Annotated in this window: 24 protein-coding genes; 22 read left to right on the top strand and 2 right to left on the bottom strand. The window is 45.6% G+C overall.

The features are described from left to right. Nucleotides 1-74 precede the first annotated feature (74 nt). Genes BM257_RS08435 through BM257_RS08420 form a run of 4 tightly spaced genes read left to right on the top strand, consistent with a single transcriptional unit; the run spans nt 75 to nt 2,484 of the window. A complete protein-coding gene (locus tag BM257_RS08435) occupies nt 75-614 on the top strand; it encodes a nitroreductase family protein (RefSeq protein ID WP_369821316.1) in 540 nt (179 codons plus the stop codon). A gap of 9 nt (nt 615-623) precedes the next feature. Beyond that, nucleotides 624-1,400: a Rossmann-like and DUF2520 domain-containing protein gene (locus tag BM257_RS08430; protein WP_092071022.1), complete on the top strand. Its 777-nt coding sequence runs from the start codon at nt 624-626 to the stop codon at nt 1,398-1,400. Continuing rightward, entirely contained in the window at nt 1,397-1,915 is a 519-nt protein-coding gene (locus tag BM257_RS08425; protein ID WP_092071019.1) for a KdsC family phosphatase, read from the top strand. The genes BM257_RS08430 and BM257_RS08425 overlap by 4 nt, the downstream gene beginning before the upstream one ends. Next, entirely contained in the window at nt 1,909-2,484 is a 576-nt protein-coding gene (locus tag BM257_RS08420; protein WP_092071016.1) for a Maf-like protein, read from the top strand. The genes BM257_RS08425 and BM257_RS08420 overlap by 7 nt, the downstream gene beginning before the upstream one ends. Before the next feature lie 150 nt (nt 2,485-2,634). Here BM257_RS08420 and BM257_RS08415 read toward each other — a convergent pair whose 3' ends face one another. Further along, on the bottom strand, nt 2,635-3,360 hold the full coding sequence (locus tag BM257_RS08415) for an RNA methyltransferase (RefSeq protein WP_092071013.1): 726 nt from the start codon (nt 3,358-3,360) through the stop codon (nt 2,635-2,637). A gap of 52 nt (nt 3,361-3,412) precedes the next feature. Here BM257_RS08415 and BM257_RS08410 point away from each other — a divergent pair, with 52 nt between their 5' ends. Then, nucleotides 3,413-5,623 (top strand): translocation and assembly module lipoprotein TamL, encoded by a 2,211-nt coding sequence (locus tag BM257_RS08410; RefSeq protein WP_092071008.1) that lies wholly within the window; start codon nt 3,413-3,415, stop codon nt 5,621-5,623. Here the strand turns inward: BM257_RS08410 and BM257_RS08405 are convergent. Further along, the gene (locus tag BM257_RS08405) at nt 5,589-6,029 is read right to left on the bottom strand and encodes a hypothetical protein (RefSeq protein ID WP_092071006.1); all 441 of its coding nucleotides are present in this window, start codon (nt 6,027-6,029) and stop codon (nt 5,589-5,591) included. The two genes, BM257_RS08410 and BM257_RS08405, sit on opposite strands and share 35 nt — an antisense overlap. An 82-nt stretch (nt 6,030-6,111) precedes the next feature. Between BM257_RS08405 and BM257_RS08400 the strand changes: the two genes are divergently transcribed. From BM257_RS08400 to BM257_RS08315, 17 genes are all read left to right on the top strand, one after another. Continuing rightward, a complete protein-coding gene (locus tag BM257_RS08400; protein WP_092071003.1) occupies nt 6,112-6,915 on the top strand; it encodes an MBL fold metallo-hydrolase in 804 nt (267 codons plus the stop codon). Nucleotides 6,916-6,936: 21 nt separating this feature from the next. Beyond that, nucleotides 6,937-7,932 carry an AAA family ATPase gene (locus tag BM257_RS08395; RefSeq protein WP_092071001.1) on the top strand — a complete coding sequence of 332 codons (996 nt, stop codon included), beginning with the start codon at nt 6,937-6,939 and terminating at the stop codon, nt 7,930-7,932. Further along, a complete protein-coding gene (locus tag BM257_RS08390) occupies nt 7,932-8,801 on the top strand; it encodes a DUF58 domain-containing protein (protein WP_092070998.1) in 870 nt (289 codons plus the stop codon). The genes BM257_RS08395 and BM257_RS08390 overlap by 1 nt, the downstream gene beginning before the upstream one ends. Then, nucleotides 8,802-9,872 carry a BatD family protein gene (locus BM257_RS08385; protein ID WP_092070995.1) on the top strand — a complete coding sequence of 357 codons (1,071 nt, stop codon included), beginning with the start codon at nt 8,802-8,804 and terminating at the stop codon, nt 9,870-9,872. 16 nt (nt 9,873-9,888) lie between these two features. Beyond that, a complete protein-coding gene (locus tag BM257_RS08380; protein WP_092070992.1) occupies nt 9,889-10,887 on the top strand; it encodes a vWA domain-containing protein in 999 nt (332 codons plus the stop codon). Between the two features lie 8 nt (nt 10,888-10,895). Further along, entirely contained in the window at nt 10,896-12,599 is a 1,704-nt protein-coding gene (locus BM257_RS08375) for a VWA domain-containing protein (protein ID WP_092070989.1), read from the top strand. A 100-nt stretch (nt 12,600-12,699) separates the two neighbouring features. Beyond that, nucleotides 12,700-15,240: a BatD family protein gene (locus BM257_RS08370; RefSeq protein ID WP_255405658.1), complete on the top strand. Its 2,541-nt coding sequence runs from the start codon at nt 12,700-12,702 to the stop codon at nt 15,238-15,240. Between the two features lie 9 nt (nt 15,241-15,249). Next, nucleotides 15,250-15,903: a phosphatase PAP2 family protein gene (locus tag BM257_RS08365; RefSeq protein WP_092070983.1), complete on the top strand. Its 654-nt coding sequence runs from the start codon at nt 15,250-15,252 to the stop codon at nt 15,901-15,903. A 108-nt stretch (nt 15,904-16,011) separates the two neighbouring features. Then, nucleotides 16,012-16,263 carry a DUF3791 domain-containing protein gene (locus BM257_RS08360; RefSeq protein ID WP_092070981.1) on the top strand — a complete coding sequence of 84 codons (252 nt, stop codon included), beginning with the start codon at nt 16,012-16,014 and terminating at the stop codon, nt 16,261-16,263. After that, on the top strand, nt 16,257-16,772 hold the full coding sequence (locus tag BM257_RS08355) for a DUF3990 domain-containing protein (RefSeq protein WP_092070978.1): 516 nt from the start codon (nt 16,257-16,259) through the stop codon (nt 16,770-16,772). The genes BM257_RS08360 and BM257_RS08355 overlap by 7 nt, the downstream gene beginning before the upstream one ends. Continuing rightward, on the top strand, nt 16,769-16,966 hold the full coding sequence (locus tag BM257_RS08350; protein ID WP_092070975.1) for a DUF3791 domain-containing protein: 198 nt from the start codon (nt 16,769-16,771) through the stop codon (nt 16,964-16,966). The genes BM257_RS08355 and BM257_RS08350 overlap by 4 nt, the downstream gene beginning before the upstream one ends. Before the next feature lie 847 nt (nt 16,967-17,813). Continuing rightward, nucleotides 17,814-18,257 (top strand): hypothetical protein, encoded by a 444-nt coding sequence (locus BM257_RS08340; protein ID WP_143096807.1) that lies wholly within the window; start codon nt 17,814-17,816, stop codon nt 18,255-18,257. Nucleotides 18,258-18,364: 107 nt separating this feature from the next. Beyond that, nucleotides 18,365-19,168, top strand: a complete 804-nt coding sequence (locus BM257_RS08335) for an ADP-ribosylglycohydrolase family protein (RefSeq protein ID WP_092070964.1) — start codon at nt 18,365-18,367, stop codon at nt 19,166-19,168. Nucleotides 19,169-19,171: 3 nt separating this feature from the next. Then, nucleotides 19,172-20,164: a phospholipase D-like domain-containing protein gene (locus BM257_RS08330; protein ID WP_092070962.1), complete on the top strand. Its 993-nt coding sequence runs from the start codon at nt 19,172-19,174 to the stop codon at nt 20,162-20,164. Nucleotides 20,165-20,239: 75 nt separating this feature from the next. Continuing rightward, the gene (locus tag BM257_RS08325; protein WP_177216062.1) at nt 20,240-21,322 is read left to right on the top strand and encodes a helix-turn-helix transcriptional regulator; all 1,083 of its coding nucleotides are present in this window, start codon (nt 20,240-20,242) and stop codon (nt 21,320-21,322) included. 1 nt (nt 21,323) lies between these two features. Beyond that, a complete protein-coding gene (locus BM257_RS08320; RefSeq protein ID WP_092070956.1) occupies nt 21,324-22,037 on the top strand; it encodes a hypothetical protein in 714 nt (237 codons plus the stop codon). A gap of 182 nt (nt 22,038-22,219) precedes the next feature. Continuing rightward, nucleotides 22,220-24,603 (top strand): hypothetical protein (locus tag BM257_RS08315; RefSeq protein WP_177216061.1); only part of this gene is annotated, 2,384 nt, incomplete at its 3' end.

Raw genomic sequence — 24,603 nt, 5'->3', positions numbered from 1 at the left:
TACTGGAGTGACATCATTTTGTGATATCTTTTTTGGTTGAATGAAGAATATTTTGTATCTTCGCATCCACAAATATGACAAAAAAGCCAATGGAATTTAAGGAATTAGTACAGATGCGCCGTTCGCATCGTAAGTTTACAGAAGAGGAGATAGATGGTGAGGATGTGAAGACGATTCTTCGTGCGGGACTGATGTCTCCCACGTCCAAAGGACAACGTGCCTGGCAGTTTGTAGTGGTGGATGATAAGATGGACCTTGAGAAACTGTCGGATGCCAAGGATATGGGAGGACAGTTCCTGAAAGGTGCCCCGTTAGCCATTGTTGTGTTAGGTGATCCCATGCAGAACGACTGTTGGGTGGAGGATGGTTCTATTGCCGCCATCTCGATGCAGTATCAGGCTGAGGCTTTGGGACTTGGCTCTTGTTGGATTCAGATGCGTGGACGTGGACTGAGTGACGGAACGAGTGCCGACACCGTGATACAGGGTGTATTGGACATCCCGGAGAACCTGTCGTGCCTCTGTATCCTCGCCATAGGACATAAGGCGGATGAGCGTAAGCCTCAGAACGAGGAGAAACTGAAATGGGAGAATGTACACCTTAATAAGTATTGATTATTGGGCATGCGGATCGTATTGATAGGTGCTGGACGATTAGCCACGAATCTTGGACTCACCTTATTGGGGGCGGGTCATGAGATTATCTGTGTGAATAGCCGTACCATGAAATCGGCAAAGGCACTTGCTGACCGTATCGGTGGTATTCCTGTTGACAGGGCTGAGGATATGCCGATGGAGGCAGATGCGTATATCATCTCCGTCAAGGACTCTGTGTTAGCTGATGTGATACCAGCCGTGACGAAGGGTAGGGAGTCACAGGTGTTCATGCATACCGCAGGTTCGATGCCCATGGAGATGTTTCGGGGGATGGCTCACCATTATGGTGTGTTCTATCCCATGCAGTCGTTTTCCAAAGAACGCCCTGTCGACTTTGCGGAGATTCCTACCTTCATCGAGGCGAGTGACGAGAAGGCGATGCAGGTTATCAGACACCTGGCGGAAAGTGTGACGGAACGTGTCTACGAGTTATCGAGTGATGACAGACAGTATCTGCACCTCGCGGCAGTCTTTGCCTGTAATTTCGTCAACCATTGTTATGCGATGGCTGCAGAGGTGTTAGAGGAGCATGGTATGGACTTTGACGTGATGCTGCCCCTGATTGACGAGACGGCACGCAAGGTGCATCAGTTGCATCCCTTGCAGGCACAGACAGGTCCTGCGGTCCGCTATGACGAGAATGTAATACGTCATCAAGTACAGTTGTTACGCAACCATCCCATTATGAAAGATCTTTACGAAAGGGTGTCGTTGCATATACATCGAAAAGCAGAACAACAATGATAAACTACGATTTACGGAAGATACGTGCCATCGTCTTTGATTTAGATGGCGTGCTGAGCAAGTCGACCATCTCGCTGGGGATGGACGGCACTCCTTTACGCACTGTGAATATCAAGGATGGCTATGCCATCCAGCTTGCCGTGAAGATGGGATTGAATATCGCCATCATCTCAGGATGTAGGATTGACGCGGTGCGGAAACGCTATGAGGGACTGGGTATGACAGATGTCTACCTCGGGGCTGCTGTGAAGATCAAGGTCTATGAGGAGTTTCTCGCCAAACATGACTTGAAAGAAGACGAGGTGATGTTCATGGGTGATGATATTCCTGATCTGGAGGTCATGCGTAGGGTAGGATGCCCCGTCTGTCCGAAAGATGCTTGTAACGAGGTGAAAGAGGTCAGTATCTATGTGAGTGACTATGAAGGCGGTTGTGGTTGCGGCAGGGATGTGATTGAGCAGACGCTGAAGGCACAAGGGAAATGGCTGCAGGATGAAAGGGCATTCGGATGGTAAGTGATCGTTATCATATTATTCTAGCCAGCAATTCACCCAGGCGAAAAGAACTTCTGGCAGGGTTGGATATCCCTTTTGATGTCCGGGTGATAGACGGTATTGATGAAAGTTTTCCTCAAGACCTTCTCACGAAGGATATCGCAGGATATATCGCAAAGAAAAAGGCGGATGCCTACCAACAGACTATGGCAGCTGATGAGTTGATTATCACTGCCGACACCATTGTTATTCTTGGTCAAAAAGTGATGGGTAAACCCAAGGATGCCGCTGAGGCTGTAGGGATGCTCCATGAGCTGAGTGGTCATACCCATCAGGTCATCACTGGTGTCTGTCTGACGACAAAAGAGAAGCAGGTGAATTTCTCTGTAGAGACAGACGTGACTTTCAAGACCTTGACAGACGAGGAGATCCATTATTATGTTGAGCATTACCGTCCCTTCGACAAAGCGGGAGCCTATGGTATCCAGGAATGGATAGGACATGTGGGGGTGACAGGGATGAACGGCAGTTATTTTAATGTCATGGGACTACCTGTGCAACGCATCTATGAGGCATTGAGAATGTTTTAACACGTTAAAAAGACGTTAAATGTGGGATTTTTTAAGATAAAAATTTGCGGATACAAGAATTATTCGTACCTTTGCACTTACTAGTAATTTAATCTATATTTATCATTTTCCTCGGGGGGTGAGCTATCTGTGAAGACGGCTTCCCCTATTTTATTTCCTGCGTCGGAACTCCGAACAGGTGATGGCGGTGGCGATGGCGACGTTGAGACTCTCGGCACGTAAACCATCTGCATGGAAATCGGGAATCAACAACCGCCTGTTGACTAACTGTCGTATCTCTGGTGAGATACCGTTGCCCTCATTACCCATGACGATAATTCCCTCGTGAGTCAGTCCTTGTTCATAGATATTCTCCCCGTCCAATAACGTACCATAAATAGGATACGAGGATGGTATGTTTCTGAAAAGTTCCGACAAATCAGTGTAGATGACCTGTACGTGGGCAAGACTCCCCATCGTTGCCTGTACCACTTTGGGGTTGTAGACATCCGCTGTCTCCATGGAACAATAGATGACGGAGATACCAAACCAGTCGGCAATACGGATAATCGTTCCCAGGTTACCAGGATCCTGTATGCCGTCAAGAGCGAGGGAGAGTTGATGGCTGATGGCTGATGGCTGATGGCTGGCAGGTGTCTCAAAGACGGCGAGGACTTCCTGCGGGTGCTGCAGGAAACTGATCTTATGCAGCTCCTCCTCAGTGATAAGTCCTGCGTCAGGACGCTCCGTCGTAGAGAAAATCATCCTTGGCTGGTAACCAGCCTGCAACAGATCACCAACCACTTTCGGACCCTCAGCCACGAAGAGTCCCTCCCGTTTCCTGTTCTTCTTTAATTCCAAAGAACGGATGAGTTTGATCTGGTTTTTGCTAATCATTTTCTTGTATTTTGCTGCAAAGATAGAAAAAAATTCGTACCTTTGCAACAAAATGCGACTCAGATACGCAATATATCTTTTCCTGGTGCTCCTTTTATGTGCCTGTTCAGAGACAAAATATGTCCCTGAGGGGGCGTATTTGTTGAATAAAGTACAGGTGAAGAGCGAGCCCAAGACGAAAGGGGTAGAACCCTCAGCCATGAAAGCCTATGTGCGTCAGCATGGCAATGCCCGTTGGTTCTCCGCTGTCAGGATTCCCCTTGCCACCTATTCCCTCTCAGGAAGGGATACCACCAAGTGGCTCAACCGTGTGTTGCGCTCAATAGGAGAGGCTCCCGTATTGTATGACTCCCTCAGTACCCGCAGGTCGATGGAAGACCTGCAGATGCAGTTGGTGAACATGGGGTATCTGCGTGCCAGTGTGGATGCGATGACCAAGTCCAGGAAGAAGACCATTGATGTCACGTATCTGTTGCATCCGGGGAAGCCCTATACCATCCGCAAGGTGGACTATGTCATTGAGGACTCCATGATTAACAGCCTGTTACGCCTTGACGATCCCAGTCAGCGGGGACTTAAGAGTGGGATGCGTTTCAGTGTGGAGAATCTGGACGGAGAGCGTAAGCGTATCACCAATGAGTTGAATAACCTCGGTTATTACCGTTTTAATAAGGAATACATTATGTTCGAGGCGGATTCCGTGGCAAACTCCCAAGAGATAGATGTGGTGTTGGTGCTGCGGAAGCAACGTGATAACAAAGGACATGAGTTGTCTCATCAGCGTTATGCCGTCAGGGACGTGCAGTTCTCCAGCGGTGACCCGGAGGACTCTGTCCTTCATCTGCGAGAGGGGGTGTTGCAGCGTAATACGTATATCAAGAAAGGTGACTATTACTCAGCGGAGAATCTGCAGAACACGTATAATAACTTCGCGAGACTGGGTGCCGTGCGCTATACCAATATCTCCTGGAAAGAACAGCCGGACAGTAGTCTGCTGGACTGCCAGATACAGATCAGTACGAACAAGCCCTCGACGATCTCCTTCCAACCGGAAGGCACCAATACCGCAGGTGACTTGGGTGCCGCTGCCACACTGACCTATCAGAACCGTAACCTGTTCAGGGGCTCGGAGAGCTTGTCCATTGAGTTGCGCGGAGCCTATGAGGCGATCAAGGGACTGGAGGGATATTCCAACCATAACTTCTTGGAATACAGTCTGGGTGCGAAGTTGAGCTTCCCTCGTTTCATTGCCCCCTTCTTGCCGTCAGACATCCATCGTCGTATCAACGCCAGCAGTGAGGTGTCTATGTTGTATGACCTGCAGAACCGTCCTGAGTTCCACCGGCGAGTGTTCTCTGTGGCTTGGAGGTATAAATGGAATAACCCCCACCATCATGACCATTACCGTATCGACCTGTTGGACTTGAACTATGTCTCGATGCCGTGGATCAGTGATACTTTCAAGAAAGACTATCTGGACGATACCACCAGTCGCAACGCGATCCTGCGCTATAACTACGAGAACCTCTTCATCATGAAGTTTGGCGTGGGCTATTCTTATAATAATGGTATCATTGCCATCAAGGCGAATGCGGAGACAGCGGGTAACCTGTTGGGACTGGCGGCGAGGACATTTGGATTCCATCAGAATAACGAGGGACAGTATACCTTCCTCGATATTGCCTATGCCCAGTATGTCAAGGCGGATTTCAATATCACCCGTACCATCAATTTCAACTATGCCAACCAACTGGTGTTCCATGCGGGATTGGGTGTTGCCTATCCCTATGGTAATAGTACGATCCTGCCTTTTGACAAGCGTTATTTCTCTGGTGGCGCCAATAGTGTGAGAGGATGGAGCGTGAGAAGTCTCGGTCCGGGAAATTATATCAGTAAGGACGGACGCATCGACTTCATCAACCAGACGGGTGACATGAAACTCGACCTGAACATGGAGTATCGCGCCCATCTGTTCTGGAAACTTGGTGTCGCCCTTTTCGTGGATGCGGGAAATATATGGACCCTCCGTGCCTATGACGAGCAACCGGGAGGACAGTTTAAGTTCTCAGAATTCTGGAGACAGCTTGCTGTAGGCTATGGTATGGGCTTCCGCTTTAACTTCGATTACTTTATCCTCCGTTTCGATATGGGTATGAAAGCGGTCAATCCCGCCTATAAGGAGGGGGACGAGCATTATCCTATCGCCCATCCGAAACTCAGTCGTGACTTTACTTTCCACTTTGCAGTGGGCCTTCCATTCTAACCAGCCATTTGCCGTCGCGGTTGACCAGTGTCACTTGGTATTCGGCTTGGTCGATGACCTTGCTGTCCTCACCGATAAACCCCAGTTGTACGAAATCGGAGACGCGGATCCTTGCGGAACAGGTCGTGTCACCAGCCATCATGTAACGGTCGACGATCTCTACCTTTGCCTCTTGGTTATGCTCGTTAATATAGCTGACATCCTTCTCCGTGATGTTGGAGGCTGCAAAGCGTATCCATTTCTCACTCTCAGGGGTCATATAGTTCAAGGCCTCCTTATAGTCGAAGCTGAAATAGGCCTCTGCCCATGCGAGGAGGGGCTTGTCAACGGCTTCAGACGAGTTGGCGTCAGTAAGTTGACAACTATTCAACAGAAAAGCGAGTGCAAATAACAAGTAATATTTCATAAGTTTAAAATTATCAAAAAACAATGCAAAGATAAGGAAAACTCCTAACTTTTTATTACTTTTGCACAAAATATTAACTAAAATGCTGAAATTTATATCCTTTGGCAGCGGCAGTAGTGGTAATTGCTATATGCTGATGACCCCGACGGATGGACTATTGATAGATATCGGAGTAGGATTAAGAGGTCTGAAAAAAGACTTTAGGGATTACGGACTTAGTATGTCACTGGTACATCATGTGCTTGTCACCCATGACCATGCTGACCATATCAAGTCTGTGGGTTCCTATAGTAAGGATCATCAGGTTCCTGTCTATGCTACCGAGAAAGTGCATGAGGGGATCGACAAGAACTATTGCGTGCAGCAGAAAGTCCTGCCGGAACTGAAACGTTATGTGGAGGCGGGAAAGCCCATCCGTATAGGAGAGTTTCTCGTGACTCCCTTCTCTGTACCCCATGACAGTAGTGATAATGTGGGGTATATGATAGAGGCGGAGGGTGTCCGTTTCTGTATCATCACGGATGCGGGATGTGTCACCGACGAGATGAAGACCTTTATCTCCCAGGCGAATTACTTGGTCATTGAGGCGAACCATGACGAGGAGATGGTGAATAACGGACCATATCCGCAGTTCCTGAAAGGACGCATCCTCTCCAAGACGGGACATCTGAGCAACCGCTCCTGCGGTCTTGCCTTGGTGGAGAATATGACGGAGCAGTTGCGCTATGTGTGGCTGTGCCATCTGAGTGAGGAGAACAACCATCCCGAGCTGGCTCGCAAGACGGTGGAGACGGTCCTTCGTGACTATGGTATCATCGTGGGTGTCGACCTGAAGATGGAGGTGCTCAAGCGGACGACGCCGACAGGGATTTTCGAGTTAGAGTAATCATCAAATAAATATAGAATTATGGCAGAATCTATTGATATCCGTGAGTTAAATATCCGGATAGAACAACAAAGCGGTTTCGTTACCAATCTGGTAGCAGGTATGGATCGTGTGATTGTAGGACAGAAGCATTTGGTGGATTCGTTATTGATAGGACTACTGAGTGACGGCAATATCTTGTTGGAAGGTGTCCCCGGCTTGGCAAAGACCCTCGCCATCAAGACCATCTCCCAACTGATTGACGCCTCCTATAGTCGTATTCAGTTTACACCCGACCTGTTACCTGCTGATGTGACAGGTACGATGATCTATTCCCAGAAGGACGAGCGTTTCCAGGTGAAGCAGGGACCTGTCTTCGCCAATTTCGTCTTGGCGGATGAGATCAACCGTGCCCCTGCAAAGGTACAGAGCGCGTTGCTGGAGGCGATGCAGGAGAAACAGGTGACGATAGGAAAAGAGACTTTCGACCTGCCCTCCCCATTCCTGGTGATGGCTACTCAGAACCCGATAGAGCAGGAGGGTACCTATCCGCTGCCGGAGGCACAGATGGACCGTTTCATGCTGAAGGTCGTCATCGACTATCCGACACTGGAGGAGGAGAAGCGTATCATCCGTGAGAATATCGCAGGTGCTTTGCCTGAGGTGACACCCGTCACCACAGCACAGGAGATCCTGAATGCCCGTGCCGTCGTCCGTGAGGTGTATATCGACGAAAAGATCGAGCAGTATATCGCGGATATCGTCTTCGCTACCCGTTATCCTGACCGTTATGGTCTGAAGGATATGAAGGATATGATCTCCTTCGGCGGTAGTCCCCGTGCTTCTATCAATCTCGCCAAGGCAGCCCGTGCCTATGCTTTCATCAAGCGTCGTGGCTATGTGGTTCCTGAGGATGTGCGTGCCGTTGCCCATGATGTGCTGCGTCATCGTATCGGACTGACCTATGAGGCTGAGGCAAGTAATGTGACGAGCGAGGAGATAGTATCGAAGATTATTAATAAGGTTGAGGTTCCTTAATGGAAACTGCTGAGTTACTTAAGAAAGTTCGGAAGATTGAGATCAAGGCACGCGGACTGAGTGCCAACGTCTTCGCTGGGCAGTATCACTCTGCCTTTAAAGGACGTGGTATGGCTTTCAGTGAGGTGCGTGAATACCAATACGGAGATGATGTCCGTGACATCGACTGGAATGTGACGGCTCGTTTCCACCGTCCTTATGTGAAGGTATTCGAGGAGGAGCGTGAGTTGACGGTGATGCTGCTCATCGATGTCAGCGGCTCCCTTGACTTCGGTACCCAGAAGCAGATGAAGCGTGACATGGTGACGGAGATAGCGGCAACCATCGCCTTCAGTGCTATTCAGAATAATGATAAGATTGGTGTGGTGTTCTTCTCCGACCATATTGAGAAATATATCCCTCCGAAGAAGGGTCGCAAGCATATCCTGTATATCATCCGTGAGTTATTGGACTTCAAACCGGAGAGCAAGCGTACCGACATCAAACAGGCATTGGAGTTCCTGACGAGTGTCGCCAAGCGACGCTGTACCGCCTTCGTGCTGAGTGACTTCTATGTGCAACAGGACTTCCTGCAGACCCTGCAGATCTGTAATCGAAAGCATGATGTCGTTGCCGTCCAGGTGTATGACCTTCGTGCCAAGGAACTGCCTGATGTGGGACTGATGCGGGTGGTGGATGCCGAGACTGGTTTCGAACAGTATATCGATACCAGTAGCAAACGGCTCCGTCAGGCTCATCAGCACTATTGGATGAATCGTCAGCAACAGCTTCGCGAGACGATGAATAAGAGTAATGTGGACATGATCAGCATCGCCACGAACGATGATTTCGTGAAACACCTGCTGATGCTGTTTAAACAACGTAGTTAGATGAAACGAATCCTATTACTGATAACACTGGTAGGTACCGTTGCCACGATGATGGCACAGGTGGGGGTAGAGGCGAGGATCGACTCTATCCAGATGCTCATCGGACAACAGGTACATGTCACCGTGACCGTCACTGCACCGGCGGATGCGAAAGTCATCTTCCCGACCTATAAGTCCAGAGAGCTGTTGGTGGAGGGCGTTGAGGTGCTGTCGGTAGGAGAGGAACAGAAGGAGGAGATAGACAATGGACAACGGTGGAGTCGTGTCTATACCCTGACTTCCTTTGACGGCAAGCTTTATTATCTCCCTCCTTTCAAGGTGAAGGTGGACGGGAAAACTTATCAGAGCAAGAGTCTTGCCCTGAAAGTGATGGAGGTCGATGTGGATACCACCAAGATGAACCAGTTCTTTGGTCCCAAGGACGTCCAGGACAACCCGTTCTTATGGAGCGACTGGTCACTGGTGTTCTGGTTGAGTGTCCTGATGCTCCTCCTGTTGGGTGTCGCCTCCTATTTGTATGTCAGGTTACGTGACAACAAACCGCTCATCAAGAGCTTTAAGCTGGTGAAGAGACTGTTGCCTCACCAGAAGGCGATGAAGGAGATTGAGCAGATCAAGGCTGACAAAATGGTGTCCTCGGAGAACCAAAAGGAATACTATACGAAACTGACGGACACGCTGCGCCGTTATATTGAGGAGCGGTATAAGTTCTCGGCTATGGAGATGACGAGCTCTGAGATTATCGAGCGACTGACACGGGATGGTGACCAGAAGTCGCTGGATGAGTTACGCCAGCTCTTCACGACCGCTGACCTGGTGAAGTTCGCCAAGTATTCGACGCTCATCAACGAGAATGACATGAACCTGGTCAATGCCATTGAGTTTATCAATCAGACCAAACAGGAGCAGCAGGTGGTGGAGGAAGAGAAACCGCAGCTGTCGGCAGAGGACCAGCGCTCGCTGAAGACCCGTCGTGCCCTGAAGGGCTCGATCGCCGCTGCCATCATCGTCAGCCTCGTCCTGCTGGGCTTTGTGATCTACAGACTGATGATTCTCACGGGAGTCATGTAATAAAGAAGAAAGAACAATGGAATTTGCGAATAAAGAATATCTGTTTCTCCTGCTCCTGCTCGTACCGTATATAATATGGTACCTGATGTACAGGAAGAAGACGGAGCCGACCATGCGGATGAGTGATACGAGAGCCTATCGCTTCGCTCCCCGCAGCTGGAAGGTGACGCTCATGCCATTACAGTTGATACTGCGTCTTGCCGTCTTTGTACTGCTCATCCTGATACTGGCGCGCCCCCAGACTCATAACTCATGGAATAACAAGTCGGTGGAAGGTATCGATATCATGATGGCAATGGACGTCTCCGGCTCTATGCTGGCGGAAGACCTGAAGCCTAACCGTATTGAGGCAGCGAAACAGGTGGCGGCGGAGTTCATCGCAGGTCGTCCCAATGACAATATCGGTTTGACGATCTTTGCGGGAGAGGCGTTCACACAGTGTCCGATGACGACCGATCATGCCTCCTTGCTGAACCTGTTGCAAGGGGTCCGTACGGATATGGCGACACGTGGACTGATAGAGGATGGTACCGCGATAGGTATGGGACTGGCGAATGCGGTGAGCCGCCTGAAGGACTCTAAGGCGAAGAGCAAGGTCGTCATCCTGTTGACGGATGGTAGTAACAACCGTGGTGACCTGTCACCGATGACTGCCGCGGAGATTGCCAAGAGCCTCGGTATCCGTGTCTATACCATTGGTGTGGGAACGAACAAGGTGGCTCCTTACCCGATGGTGGTGGCAGGTAGTGTGCAGTATGTGAATGTCCCTGTGGAGATAGACAGCAAGACGCTGAGTGACATCGCGGCGGCGACGGATGGTGACTTCTATCGTGCCACCAATAACAAGGAGTTGCAGAATATCTATAAGGAGATCGATAAGTTGGAGAAGTCCAAGTTGAGTGTCAAGACATATAGCAAGAAATATGAGGCATACCAGCCCTTTGCTATTGCCGCTGTCCTGTTGCTCCTGTTAGAGATCCTGTTGAGAATAACCCTATTTAGAAAATTGCCATAAGAGTTTATATGTTTCGATTCGAAGACCCTATATATCTGTATGCACTGGTGCTGATTCCTGTATTGGCACTGATCCGTTGGGGGATGGTCATCCGTCAGCGCAGACAGCTCCGTCGCTTTGGTGATATGGACCTGGTGCGCCAGTTGATGCCTGATGTCTCCCGTTTCCGTCCATTGGTGAAGTTCTGTCTGTTGCTGACAGCTCTCGCCTTGTTGATTGTGATGCTGGCACGTCCTCAGATGGGGACGAGGATCAGTCACGAGAAGCGGACGGGTATAGAGACCATTATCGCCTTGGATATCAGTAACTCGATGCTGGCGGAGGATGTGGCACCGAGTCGTCTGGACCGTGCGAAGATGATGGTGGAGAACCTCGTCGACCATTTCACGAACGACAAGATAGGACTGATCGTCTTTGCGGGTGACGCCTTTGTACAATTGCCGATCACCAGTGATTTCGTATCAGCGAAGATGTTCCTGAGCAGTATCGAACCGTCGATGATAGAGACGCAGGGAACGGATATCGCCGCTGCGGTGACGATGGCTTCCCATAGCTTCACACAGGAAGAGGGCGTCGGCAAGGCGATTATTGTCATTACCGATGGTGAGGATCACGAGGGTGGTGCCTTGGAGGCGGCTCAGGAGGCTAAGGATAAGGGGATGCGTGTCTATGTACTGGGTATCGGTACGACGAAAGGTGCTCCTATCCCCATTGCAGGCAGTAGCGACTATATGAAGGACAATACGGGTGAGACCGTGATGTCAGCTCTCAACGAGGGGATGTGTAAAGAGGTCGCCCAGGCTGGTGGCGGTGCTTATATCCATGTGGAGAATAACAGTAACGCTCAGGAGCAGTTGAACCATGAGTTGGATAAACTCTCGAAGAAAGAGATCTCCAGTACGGTATACAGCGACTATGACGAGCAGTTCCAGGCGGTGGGTATCATCGTGTTACTACTCCTGATCGCGGAGATCTGTATCCTGGAGATCAAGAACCAGCGTCTGCGTAAGATCCATCTGTTCACTCGTAAGAGAGTCGCCACGATCCTGTTGCTGATGATGGCGGTGGGTGCTCAGGCACAGAGTGACCGTGACTATATCCGTCAGGGCAACAAACAGTTCCATGCTGGCAAGTTCGCGGAGGCAGAGGTGGACTATCGTAAGGCTATCGAGAAGAACGGAAAGAACGCCCAGGCGGCATATAACCTGGGTAATGCCCTGTTGGCTCAGAAGAAAGACTCTGCCGCCATCGAACAGTTCCAGACTGCCGCTAAGCTGGAGACGAACAAGCATCGTCGCTCGTATGCCTATCATAACATTGGTGTCATCTGTCAGGGACACCAGATGTACAGCGAGGCGATAGAGGCTTATAAGGAGTCGTTGCGTAACAACCCTAACGACGACGAGACACGTTATAACCTGGAACTCTGTAAACGGCAGCAGAAACAACAGCAGCAGAACCAACAGAACCAGCAGCAGAAGCAGAACAAGGACAACAAAGACAATAAGGACAAGAATAAAGACCAGGACAAGCAAGACCAGCAGAAGCAACAGGACAAGGAACAGCAGCAGAAGCAGGACAAGCCTCAGATGAGCAAGGAGAATGCCGAGCAGTTGTTGAATGCTGCCATGCAGGAGGAGAAGAATACGCAACAGCGTATCAAGAAGGCTCAGCATCAGAAACAGACTCGTAAGTTGCAGAAGAACTGGTAAAAGGGAAATGTAAAAATGATAAAATGTAAAAATGTAGAAATATAAAATGAAGAAACAGCTGATTTTAATTATTTCATTATTTAATTTTTACATTGCGACTATGGTCGCACAGCAGATCACAGGAAGGGCTCCCTCTCAGGTGGCGGTAGGGGAGCAGTTCCGACTGACCTATACCGTCAATACGGATGATGTCAGTGGTTTCCGTGCGGGGAATATCCCTGATGCCTTCGAGGTACTGATGGGTCCCAGCACGTCCACCCAGTCGAGTTTCCAGATGGTCAATGGTCATACGTCGAGCTCGACATCCGTGACATACACCTATATCCTCTCAGCCACGAAGAACGGTTCTTTTACCATCCCTGCCGCACATGCCACAGTGAATGGTAAGTCGTTGCATTCTAATGAGTTGCATATCAAAGTGTCTGGAACGGCACAACAGGGGAGCAATGGGGGAGGACAGCGTCCGCAGGGTGCGGGACAGGCTCGTGCGGCAGGCAGTCATATCTCTGGCAGCGACCTCTTCATCAAGGTCAGCGCCAACAAGAGTCATGTCCATGAACAGGAACCGATCCTGCTGACATATAAGGTGTATACCCTCGTCGACCTGACCTCGCTGAGTGGTAAGATGCCCGACCTGAAGAGTTTCTATACTCGTGAGGTTCCGCTACCACAACAGAAGAGCTTTAAGCTGGAGACCCTCAACGGTCGTCCGTATCGTACAGTGACGTGGCAACAGTATGTGATGTTCCCACAGACGACGGGTAAGTTGGAGATTCCCAGTATTACCTACGAGGGTATGGTGGTGTTGCAGAACCGTAATGTCGACCCCTTCGAGGCTTTCTTCAACGGTGGCTCCGGCTATATGGAGGTGAAGAAAGAGATCAAGGCACCTGGTCTGACCATCACTGTTGACCCGCTGCCTGCGCGTCCCACGAATTTCTCGGGTGGCGTAGGCACGTTCTCCCTGACGGCAACGATCAACAAGAAAGAGGTGAAGGCGAACGACCCCGTCACCTTCCGTGTCACAGTGAGTGGTACAGGTAACCTGAAACTCATCAAACAACCTGTCGTCAATCTGCCGAAAGACTTTGACCAGTATGATGCCAAGGTCACGGACAACACCAAACTGACGACAAATGGGGTGGAGGGCAGTATGGTTTATGACATCCTTGTCGTACCTCGTCATCAGGGTAAATATGAGATTCCTCCTGTGGAGTTCACTTACTATGACACACAGTCGAACAGTTACAAGACACTTCGCTCACAACCCTTTACCCTTGATGTGGCAAAGGGCGATGGTACCTCCAGTGTGGCTGCTTATACCAGTGAGGAAGTGAAACAGTTGAATAAGGACATCCGTTATATCAAGACTGCCCCGTCACGTCTTCGTGAGGTGGACGACTATTTCTTCGGCTCCGTCTTCTATTGGATCAGTCTTGCCGTCCTCCTTGCCGTCTTCATCTCCCTCTTCATCATCTTCCGCCATCGTGCGATAGAGAATGCCAATATCGGGAAGATGCGTGGCAAGCGTGCCAACAAGGTCGCTGTCCGTCGTCTGCGTCAGGCTGACAAACTGTTGAAGGCAGGCAAGCAGAGCGAGTTCTATGATGAGGTGCTGCGTGCCCTCTGGGGATATGTGGGCGACAAGCTCGATATGCCTGTCACCCAGCTCTCTCGTGAGAACATCAGTCAGCGGCTTTCTGAGCGTGGCGTGGATACGGATACCGTCAACCAGTTTATCGGAGCCCTTGACGAGTGTGAGTATGCCCGTTATGCTCCAGGTGATCCCAGTGGTAATATGAATAAGGTATATGATGCTGCCATTCAGGCAATTATGAAGATTGAGGACTTCCTGAAGGGTAAGAAACATATCCGTCGGGCTCCGTCGACTCGTGTCCTGATGTTGTTATTGCTGTCTCTTACCTCTTACCTCATACCTCTCACCTCTCATGCTGTGACGAAGGCGGAGGCAGACAGTGCGTATGTCCATGAGCATTACCAACAGGCGATAGCCGGCTATGAGTCCTTGCTGAAGGGTGGTGTGAGCGCCGACTTGTATTATAACCTGGGTAACGCCTATTATCGGACGGATAATATCACGAAGGCAATCCTGAACTATGAGCGTGCCCTGTTGCTCTCTCCTGGTGATGCTGATACACGCTTCAACCTGCAGATGGCTCGTTCGAAGACGATAGATAAGATCACCCCTGAGTCGGAGATGTTCTTCGTCACATGGTATCACTCGCTGGTCAACCTGATGAGTGTCGACGCCTGGGCACGGACTGCCTTGATAGCCCTTGCCATCGCGATTATCCTCGCCCTTGCCTATCTCTTCTCAGGACGGATATGGCTGCGGAAGGTGGGCTTCTTCGGCGCATTCTTCCTGTTGGTGGTGTTCGTTCTCAGCAACCTCTTCGCCTTCCAGCAGAAACAGAAACTGACGCATCGTACCGGGGCTATCATCATGACGAATGCAGCTACTGTGAAGAGCACTCCCTCCAAGAACGGTACCGACCTCTTCATCTTACATGAGGGTACTCGTGTGACGATTACTGACGGCTCGATGAGCGGTTGGAAGGAGATCCGTGTGGCTGATGGCAAACAGGGATGGATAGATGCCAGACAATTGGAAGTTATTTAAAAAAGTAATATGGAAGAAATCATTCAATTTGACAAACAACTGCTGCTGATGGTGAATGGCAGTGACTCCTCGTTTCTCGACTACATCATCCTGACATTGACCAATGGTCTGACGTGGACACCCTTGTACCTGGGACTCCTCTATGTTGTGTTGAAGTCAAATAAGAATGCCCGTGAGGTGCTTCTGATCTTTGCTGCCGCAGGACTGTGCTACCTCTTGGCAGGTGGTATTGATGACGGTATCGTCAAACCACTCGTGGCTCGCTGGCGACCCACCCATGATCCTGAGATCGGCTCTATGGTCGATGTGGTCAATAACTATCGTGGAGGGAAATACGGTTTCTTCTCCGCACATGCCGCTAACACCTTCAGCATCGCTATGTTCTTCTCCCTGCTGATACGACAGCGCATGCTCACTTTCTTCCTTGTGGGATGGTCGCTCGTCAACTGCTACACCCGTCTGTATCTGGGTGTCCACTATCCTGGCGACATCACTGTAGGACTCCTCTGGGGCGGTTTCGTCGGCTGGCTCGTCTACAAGCTCTATTGTCGTGTCACGACACCTGCAAGATATGACATCCAACATTGTTATGTCCCCATCGGTATCCTGGGACTCCTCTTCCTGACAGCCGTCGTCATGGCATTCTTCGAGATACATATGTAGAAAAGACCTGATGGCAGAGAGCAAGTTTTTCCAGAAAAACTTGTTTTTGTCGTAAAAATCCATTATATTTGCGTCGGGAATGAGAATGAATAATAATATTTAGGCGATATGGACAAATATCAGACGGACACATACAAAAAGATACATTTCGCAGTAATGGCCATCGAGGCCAGTGCAAGGAAGGCACACCTTTCTGGCAAGGAGATGCACGACCGTCTGAAGCGTCAAGATTTAATACACAAACGCCTGTTTCGCTACTACGAGCAACTTCATACCCAAAGTCTCGAATGGGTAACAGATGATACCATTGAAACACTGCATAATTGGGAGCAAGAAGAAAAGGAGAGCAAAGTATGTTAACATTGTATCATGGTTCCCAGATGTCAGTCCCTCAGCCAAAAGCAAAGGCTGGAAGGAAGAACTTGGACTTTGGACCTGGATTCTACCTTACGAAGATACGAAAACAGGCAGAGGATTGGGCTAATGTAATGGCTGGTCGAAAAGGACGTAATGCAGAGGCTGTATTAAACACCTATCAATTCGATATGGATCGCGCTATTGCTGATAACGTTCGTATCATGTCGTTTCCCACTTATGATTTAGAATGGTTAGATTATGTTGTTGATTGTCGTAGAGGGAAAGATTATTCCAACGAATATGACATTGTTGAAGGTGGTGTTGCCAATGACAATGTAATCGACACAGTTGAAGACTACGAAAAGGGTATCATTACAGCAGAACAGGCTTTGGGACAACTCAGATACAAGAAGGTAAACCATCAGTTGTGTATTCTTAATCAAGTTGTGATAGATAAATACTTGACATATATTGAGAGTTCAGTCTTAGAGTCAGAGGAGGACAAGCTATGAGAGATGTAGTACTTTGGCGAAAACAAAGTCATATTATTATGATGCTTGCAGATGCGCTCAAAATTGATGGCGAGCAAGCGTTAGACTTATTCTACTCTACTAAAACCTATCAGCAATTGTCAGACCCGAAATATGGACTGCATCTAATGAGTGACCAATATATTGTCGACGATGTCTTAATGGAGTTGAAATAATTTCTCTTAGTGTTATTATTCCTTCAGCCCTCTTTCTTCTTGTATCAAATTTCTTTCCCTAACACATCATACATCAGTCATCATACATCAGCCCTCGGTCTTCATACATCTTACCTCAGCCTTCATACATTTTCCTCCTTCCTCACTAACCGTTAACCATGAACCGTTAACCATGAACCGCTAACCATGAACCATAATTCGCAAGCCTTGTGATAGCGAAAGATTCTTTTGTTTGAGAATAATTTCGTAAATTTGCAACATAAATGGTGGGATTGGATGATGCAAAAATAGTATGAGCAAGAAATTTAAGCATATTTGTTTGTGGGGTATTGTAATATTGGTTTACATTTTTTTGTTTCTGATATCGATATTTCATGTTCCAATGTCATTATACTTAGGAATGCTTCCGCCTATAGTCATCATAGGCCTTTTGACAAGAGGCAAACCGGTATGGGTAAAAGGAGTCGTGTTCTGTATGCTAGTGATAGTAGGCGTATATACATTGTTCAATAATGACATTCTAGGACCTATAGGATTCATGATTAGAGACAGGCCGATTGATATGCCAGCCCAGTTCTACCATTCCTGGAGATATTACTGGATTGTATGCTATTTATTTGAAGTAATTTGGAGGTGGTTCTGGCCGTCTGTCATTTTCCTTATTGGCCTTGTCCTGTATCGTTGGACAAAGAATAAAGTAACTTTGCAATCAATATGAAGAAGTTGGTATTTATCTCAGCAGTCATCGGACTGGTCTCTTGTAATGTGGGTATATGATTCACTGACTGCGATTAATTACTATTCCCCACAAGAGATAAAACTATATAATCAGTTAGTTCGTGAAGAGATGAATAGTCTTCATTCGTCGCTAAGAGGAAACGGATGGATTCCTTTCTGTTGCTATGAGGATTTGGACAACGGCTCTATTGTTCGTGTTGACATCAGGGCAAGGGAGGTCACTAAGAAGGAAAACTATCATTTAGAAGGTCCAGCATTACAATATCCTCAACTACAACCTTTCAAGGTTAAGGGCGATGAAGAGTTCAGAATATCCATTTATCCGAGAGGAAGCAAGTTGTCTGAGAAACCGCAAACATCATTGAATGGGTTTGTGGAGATTAGTGGTTCTGCGAATATGATGAATTATGTCTTCAAAGATAGCAAGGGAATGGAAATCACTTTTGGAGATACTTCCTATGAAGACGATATGCCTGTACTAAATATCAAGAAAGGTAAAGAGGAGGCATCACACAAAATAGCGCCTTGCTATTGGCTTGATAGGATTAAGTAATTAAAACATTATACTTCCGCAAGCCTTGTGAAAGAAATAATTTCACAGAAAAGGAGTGACAAGTCTAATTTTTTTGTATCTTTGCAATATCCAATGATTAAAGGCTTATGAAAAACTATTTGATTAGTGAGGCAATAGGTGATATCGCAGGGAGTGCCTACGAAGGGAGGACTCGGCGTATCAAAGACTACGATAAAGTGAAGATGTTCAGTTCCAGGGCACACTTCACTGACGATACCGTGCTGACCTTTGCCTGTGCAGAAGCCTTTATTGACAAGAAAGACATGACGATGAACCTCTGGAAGTGTGCCAACGAGCATCGCCACGCAGGATTCGGCAGTAAGTTCAAACTATGGATGGCAAGTCATAATCCACAACCCTATCGCAGCCTTGGCAACGGATCAGCCATGCGTTGCTCATCGGCAGGATGGCTTGCCCAAACGGAAGAAGAATGTATCCGCATGGCACATGAAACAGCAGCCCCCACCCACAATCATCCAGAAGGATTCAAAGGTGCAGAAGCTACAGCCCTAGTTATCTTCCATCTGAAGAACGGCAAAGACAAGGATTTCATTCGAGAACAAATCCTTGATAAATACTATCCCGACTGGTCAAACAAGAAGTATGCCGACTTCCACGATGATTACACTTTCAACTCCACCTGCGCAGGCACTGTTGGTCCAGCCATCATATGTTTCTTGGAGGCTAAAGACTATGTTGACTGCATCAAACTTGCCATCTCTCTTGGTGGTGATGCAGACACCCTTGCCGCTATCGCAGGTCCTATGGCCTATGCCTATTATAAAAAGATGCCCGATACTTTAGTCTGTCAAGCTATAAAGATGCTTCCAGATTGGATGGCAGATGTCAGTGAAAGGTTTGACATGATTGTAAACAAAACAATGATATAACGAATGATACAAGCGCATTTTTCTCAAATAAGATCTACTCTAACTAAGTACATTGAGGATTCTACATCAGAAATATGTATTGCTGTGGCATGGTTTACCCATCGCGACCTTTTTCATTCGATATTAAGTGCTTTGGATAGAAAAGTGAAAGTGTCAATTATTCTTATTGATGACATTATCAATAGAGGCCCCAATGGATTAGACTTTGCCACATATATAGAAAAGGGAGGAACTATCCGATTTATGAGTACGCGAGCTCTTCTTATGCACAACAAATTTTGTGTTTTTGATAATCAAGTTCTTATTACAGGATCATATAATTGGACATATTCAGCAGAGACTCGAAATGCAGAGAATATTATTATAACAGACGATATTAATGTATGCTATGCGTTCAATAGTCAATTTAGTAAGTTATGGAGAGATTTGCCAGAAGTTGAGCAGTTTAGTCATATAGAGTTCAAAGATATCACATCTGAAGTTCTTTTAACTTGTTTTGATTATCTCCATGACGAATATGAATCAATGGAACAAGCTCAAATATTAAAGTCTATTTCTGTCGCAGATGTGGATAATCTAAAAAAAGACATTTCCATAACAAGACTTAATACTATCATTACAAACACAAAACGTGCTAAACCTATTTTAAAAGAGAATATAAGTTTAGAAATAGTGAACAATAAGACAAAGATTATAATAAAAGGAAACCAAGATTTACCCTTTACAAATACTGTTGATGCAAAAACTGTTTATGACTTTCAAGATGCTGTAAATTGTAATATTAGATATGGGAATTATTTAGATGCAAATAAAAATCAATTAGTGGTACAATTGAGAATTGAAAATCTACCGAGATTAAAGGCAGGAGAAGTTACATTTTTAGCAAAAGCCACAATAGATACGAATGGTTATATGCATATCGAATTTGTATGCATAAATAATGGAATATCTAAAAGTGCTGTTTATAATGCCAAAGATTTAATTAACTATCAATGAACTTATATTTTTCTGAAGAAAAGGAGTGACAAGTCGTATTTTTTTGTATCTTTGCAGTATCCTAAATGTATGAATATGCCTACTAAGAATATCTTTGCCGGATTTGGAGCTAGATCGGAATTTGTTAATCTGATTTACTCGGAACTAATGAAACGTGATTTCGTCAGTTATGCAGACATCCTCGCCCTATATTGTGACAGGCCCAAAGGTTACTACGAAAAAGTTGCATATAATAGTGAACCAGGTTATGGTGAACTGAAGAAAGCATTTCCTGAGGTACTGAAAGTTTTGGAAACAGCCAGTCCGGGATGTATTGGGAATAATGGTAAGAGAGGTAAAGGTAAGGCATATCGGTATATTGGTAAGGACGATAACCCACTAGCAGAAGAACGTAGGGCAGTAGTGCAGAAATCGGTAGAAGACTATGTCGAGTTCTGTAAGGCATCCGCTGGTATTATGCCGGCAAGTTGGTTCTCGTCGTTTTTCGAGAATACACAGTTATTACTTGATACTAATAGGGAGGTAAAAGAAGGGGATATGCACATCAGTTCTGGTATGGAGCAGAATCTTACTAATATCCACCTGCTGCCCATATTTTTTAAAGCCATTTCAGACAAGCAAGTTCTTCGATTTGCTTATCAGAAATTTGGACAAGAACCATTTGAGCTAACCTTCCATTCCCAGTTTCTTAAAGAGTACAATGGTCGTTGGTTTGTTTTTGGAGAGTCAGATAGAGAGCCATATCAAGCATATAATGTACCTTTGGATAGAATTGTTGGTGCAATCGCTATAGTTGATGATGTTGAGTATATCCCAGCTGAGAGGGGATTCTATCAAAGGTACTTTAAGGACATTATAGGTGTCACTCATGAAAAAGGTGTCAAAGTCGAGGAAGTAGTTATTCATACAAAGACAGAGTACCAGCATGGTCTCTTGCTAACGAAACCTCTGCACCATAGCCAGAAAGAGACTCTTCCATTTGGGAAATATGAAAACGGAGAATATGGAGAGGTAACATTAACGATAGAGCCCAATCGAGAATTGCGAGGCAAGATTCTTGCATACGGGCAATACTTAGAAGTGATACAACCTTTATTATTTCGAGACCAAATAAAAGAGATTATTAGAACACAGATGAAACTTTATTTTGGTGAATAAAATGAAGAAGAAATCAAGGAGAAAGCATAAAAATATAATGCGTCGTTTGAAAAAGAATTATAGGAAACAGATTAAACGGCAATTGTCAAGAGATTTTTTTCTTTTGTCAAAGAGTGATATTAACTCAATATCCCTGTATGTGCCAAATCTAAAAGATGACGATACTCTATTTGTACCCCGAGAAGACAATGGTTATGGACACTTTCCTGATGACGATGAAATCTTAATGCAGAATGGGTATGCCAGTACTTCTGTATTATTACTGAACCTTATAAAATTGTCAAATGACAGATTCTTAAAAGAAAGCTATATTAATCCAGTAATGTTTTGTTTTCGACAATATCTTGAATTGACAATGAAAGACTCATTGTTGAGGTTTAGGTTATGGAGAAAAAGTCCATCACGTGGCGAAGCCAATTTGGATGGGCATAATCTTTTCAATTTGTGGAGGGATTTAAAGCAGTATATTGGACCTAAAGATAAAGAAGTTAATAGAATAGGAAAACTTGTAGAAGAATTAAATGCAGCAGATGAGGATGGAACTTTATTTAGATATAATGAGTTCTTGACCAACTCAATTAAAAATACGGTGATAACAAGACCCTTAATAGATATTAATGTAATAAAATTGAGAATACTGCAGATGTATAGCTTTTTTGAAGGAGTTAACGAATTAGCAAGGAAAGGTCTTGAAGAAATAGTAGGTAATAGATAAATATTATTATAAATATGATGAAATGGGTTTGTTTGATTTCATGCGATAATGGTTCCACAGAGAACGGAACCGTTCATGAGGCAGAAATGCTTGCAACAATCAGAAATTGGTTGTACCTTTGCAGCGCATTTGAGACACAAGTGCAGAACGTAGAGTACTAACCAACAAAAACACAAACAACTATGCAGAACGTACAGAACGCAACAGAGATCCAGCAGAAAGTGATTAACCTCGTAGAACTTTATCGTTCTAAGGTGGGTAAGGAAAGTAATAAAGCTAAGGAACTGGCTGCTGAATATAAAGCACAATATGACCAAGAGATGGATTTTGCTTATGCAATGCATGAACAAGGACTTGGTGGATATGTCCTTGATATTCAGATTTCAGAAGAGGAGGTTGATAACATAAGAGTTAATGAACAATTGTTAGGACATTTCTATAAGGAAGTTGCAGGAAAGGATGCCGATATAAAGGCTCTAAAAAATTTACTTGCAGAAAAGTATGATACAAGCATTTTTTCTGAAGAGGAAGAAACATTTCTGAAGAATAATTTCCAGATGTTAGTTAATTATATTATTCAAACACCTTGTAATGATTTGCAAGCTATTGACGGCTATGATAGAAAAGATGCTCTTCTTTTGCCTACGGAGGTGATAGAATTGATTAAGAAGCGTGTCAATATCCCTTCAGGATCTATCGTATATAACCCATTTGCAGGTTTTGGCCAATTTCCAATCGCTTATCCGGAATGTAGATTCTATTGTAGTGTGGGGGGGCTGTCACTTAACAAGGAAAATGATGTCGAATATGCTGGAACATGGCCATATGCATGGCTGAAGGTTGCCATATTTGCCAATCAGTTAAAAACAGAAATAAACAATCCTATTGAGGAGGACTATGATGCAGTGATGTCATATATAAATATGGTGCCAAGTGCTGAATATACGATTGGCGATTGGATAACAGAAAAGATAATTGAGGCTTACAGCAATCTCAAAAAAGGAGGAATAATGATCCTTATATGTCCAAATTCTCTATGCTGGGGTATAAGTAATTATCCAGAATATGAGGAAGGTGTGATGCCTAATGGAGAAACAGTAAAGTTAGGTAAATCGTGGAGAGGTATCCAACACGCATTTCGTCATGCCATTTCTTCTGAAGGGTCGATAATTGAAATTATTCAACTACCTCAAGTTATGAGCTCGAACACAATGAGGAAAGACTATTCCATTCTCATAATTGAGAAGGGAAGATGTGTCAGCGAGACAACTATGATAGATGCTAGATCTGCCTCGAAAGAATCATATCGAAAGTTTTTTAAGAAAGCTCTTGATTTAAAAGCATTTGATGCAATGCTTTCGAACCAAGGTTATGATGTGGAGACTGGGTTACGCAAGATGGTAAAAGTACCTGCAACTGATATACATGAGGATTTGTTAATCCCACAAACGTATGTTGTGGAGAAACCATCTAAGAATGAAAAGCCTGTTCCTTTGTCATCTCTTTGTCAGTTGGTAACCGAAAGAGTTAAAGATGTAAAGTATGACTTGCCTCTGGATACACCTTTGGTAACCGCTACAAATTTAACCACCACATTTAATGGGGCATTAGACATGAAGGATGTGGATAAAGCTAATTGTCCTAACATTCCTCCTCATACTGGCGAGTATACCTTCGATAAAGATGGAAACTTTGTGGATGATCCTAACCACTATATTTTTGGTGAGGGCACAGAGAAAGATTTGCAAGTAGCAGAGTACAGACAAAGTATATTCCTTGATGGCAGCAAGGATGCTGTGTTATTGGCTCTTACAAGGGATGTTCCCAAGATGGTCTTATACCGTTCAATGGGTAATCCCATTGCTGTAGAAACCCATCCTGTCTTGGGTAATAAATGCTTTCATGTAATTTGCCCCAAAGATGGTGTTGATGCAATGCACTTGTTTGCAATTTTGAGAAATCCTATCGTATATAGGCAATTGCAAGCTTATGAAGAGTTTGGTCTATATGGGGAAAAGGGATATTTGAAAGATGTACTTGTTCCAACGAACAAGCGTATTATTCATGACGAATTACTACGACTTTCAAAAGAGTATGAATATTATAAAAGACAAGAAGATAAACTGGCTGCTCAAAAGACCGAGTATATCAACGAAGTTAGAATGCGTAAGCATGATATGGGACAATATATATTCGAATTGGTGAATATAGAGGATCTCATGCGCTACTATATTGAGAACAGAGAAACTAACCCAGACTTCTGTAACCAAATTGAAGGCTTACTTGATAATTTTAAGTCTTCACTTGGAGAACTGTCAACTTTATTGGATAATCTGAGTAAAGAGGAAGAGTTTGGTACACCCGAAAACTTCCCTCTCGACGAATTTTTATCTCAATTGAATAATCGTCATAAAGCTGATGGATTTAAAATTGAATATTCTCGTGATGAATTGTCAATAAAAAGGTATAATATAAATTTAAGACACGATGATTTGGCAGTTCTTGACGATTATGTCCCAGAGATGAATACCGATGCTGTTATCGATGACTATGTAGGAGAGAATAC

The sequence above is a fragment of the Prevotella sp. tf2-5 genome, from assembly GCF_900115435.1.
Taxonomy (GTDB): domain Bacteria; phylum Bacteroidota; class Bacteroidia; order Bacteroidales; family Bacteroidaceae; genus Prevotella.
Note: the sequence above shows the minus strand (reverse complement) of the source record. Positions and strands in the feature narration are given on the sequence as shown.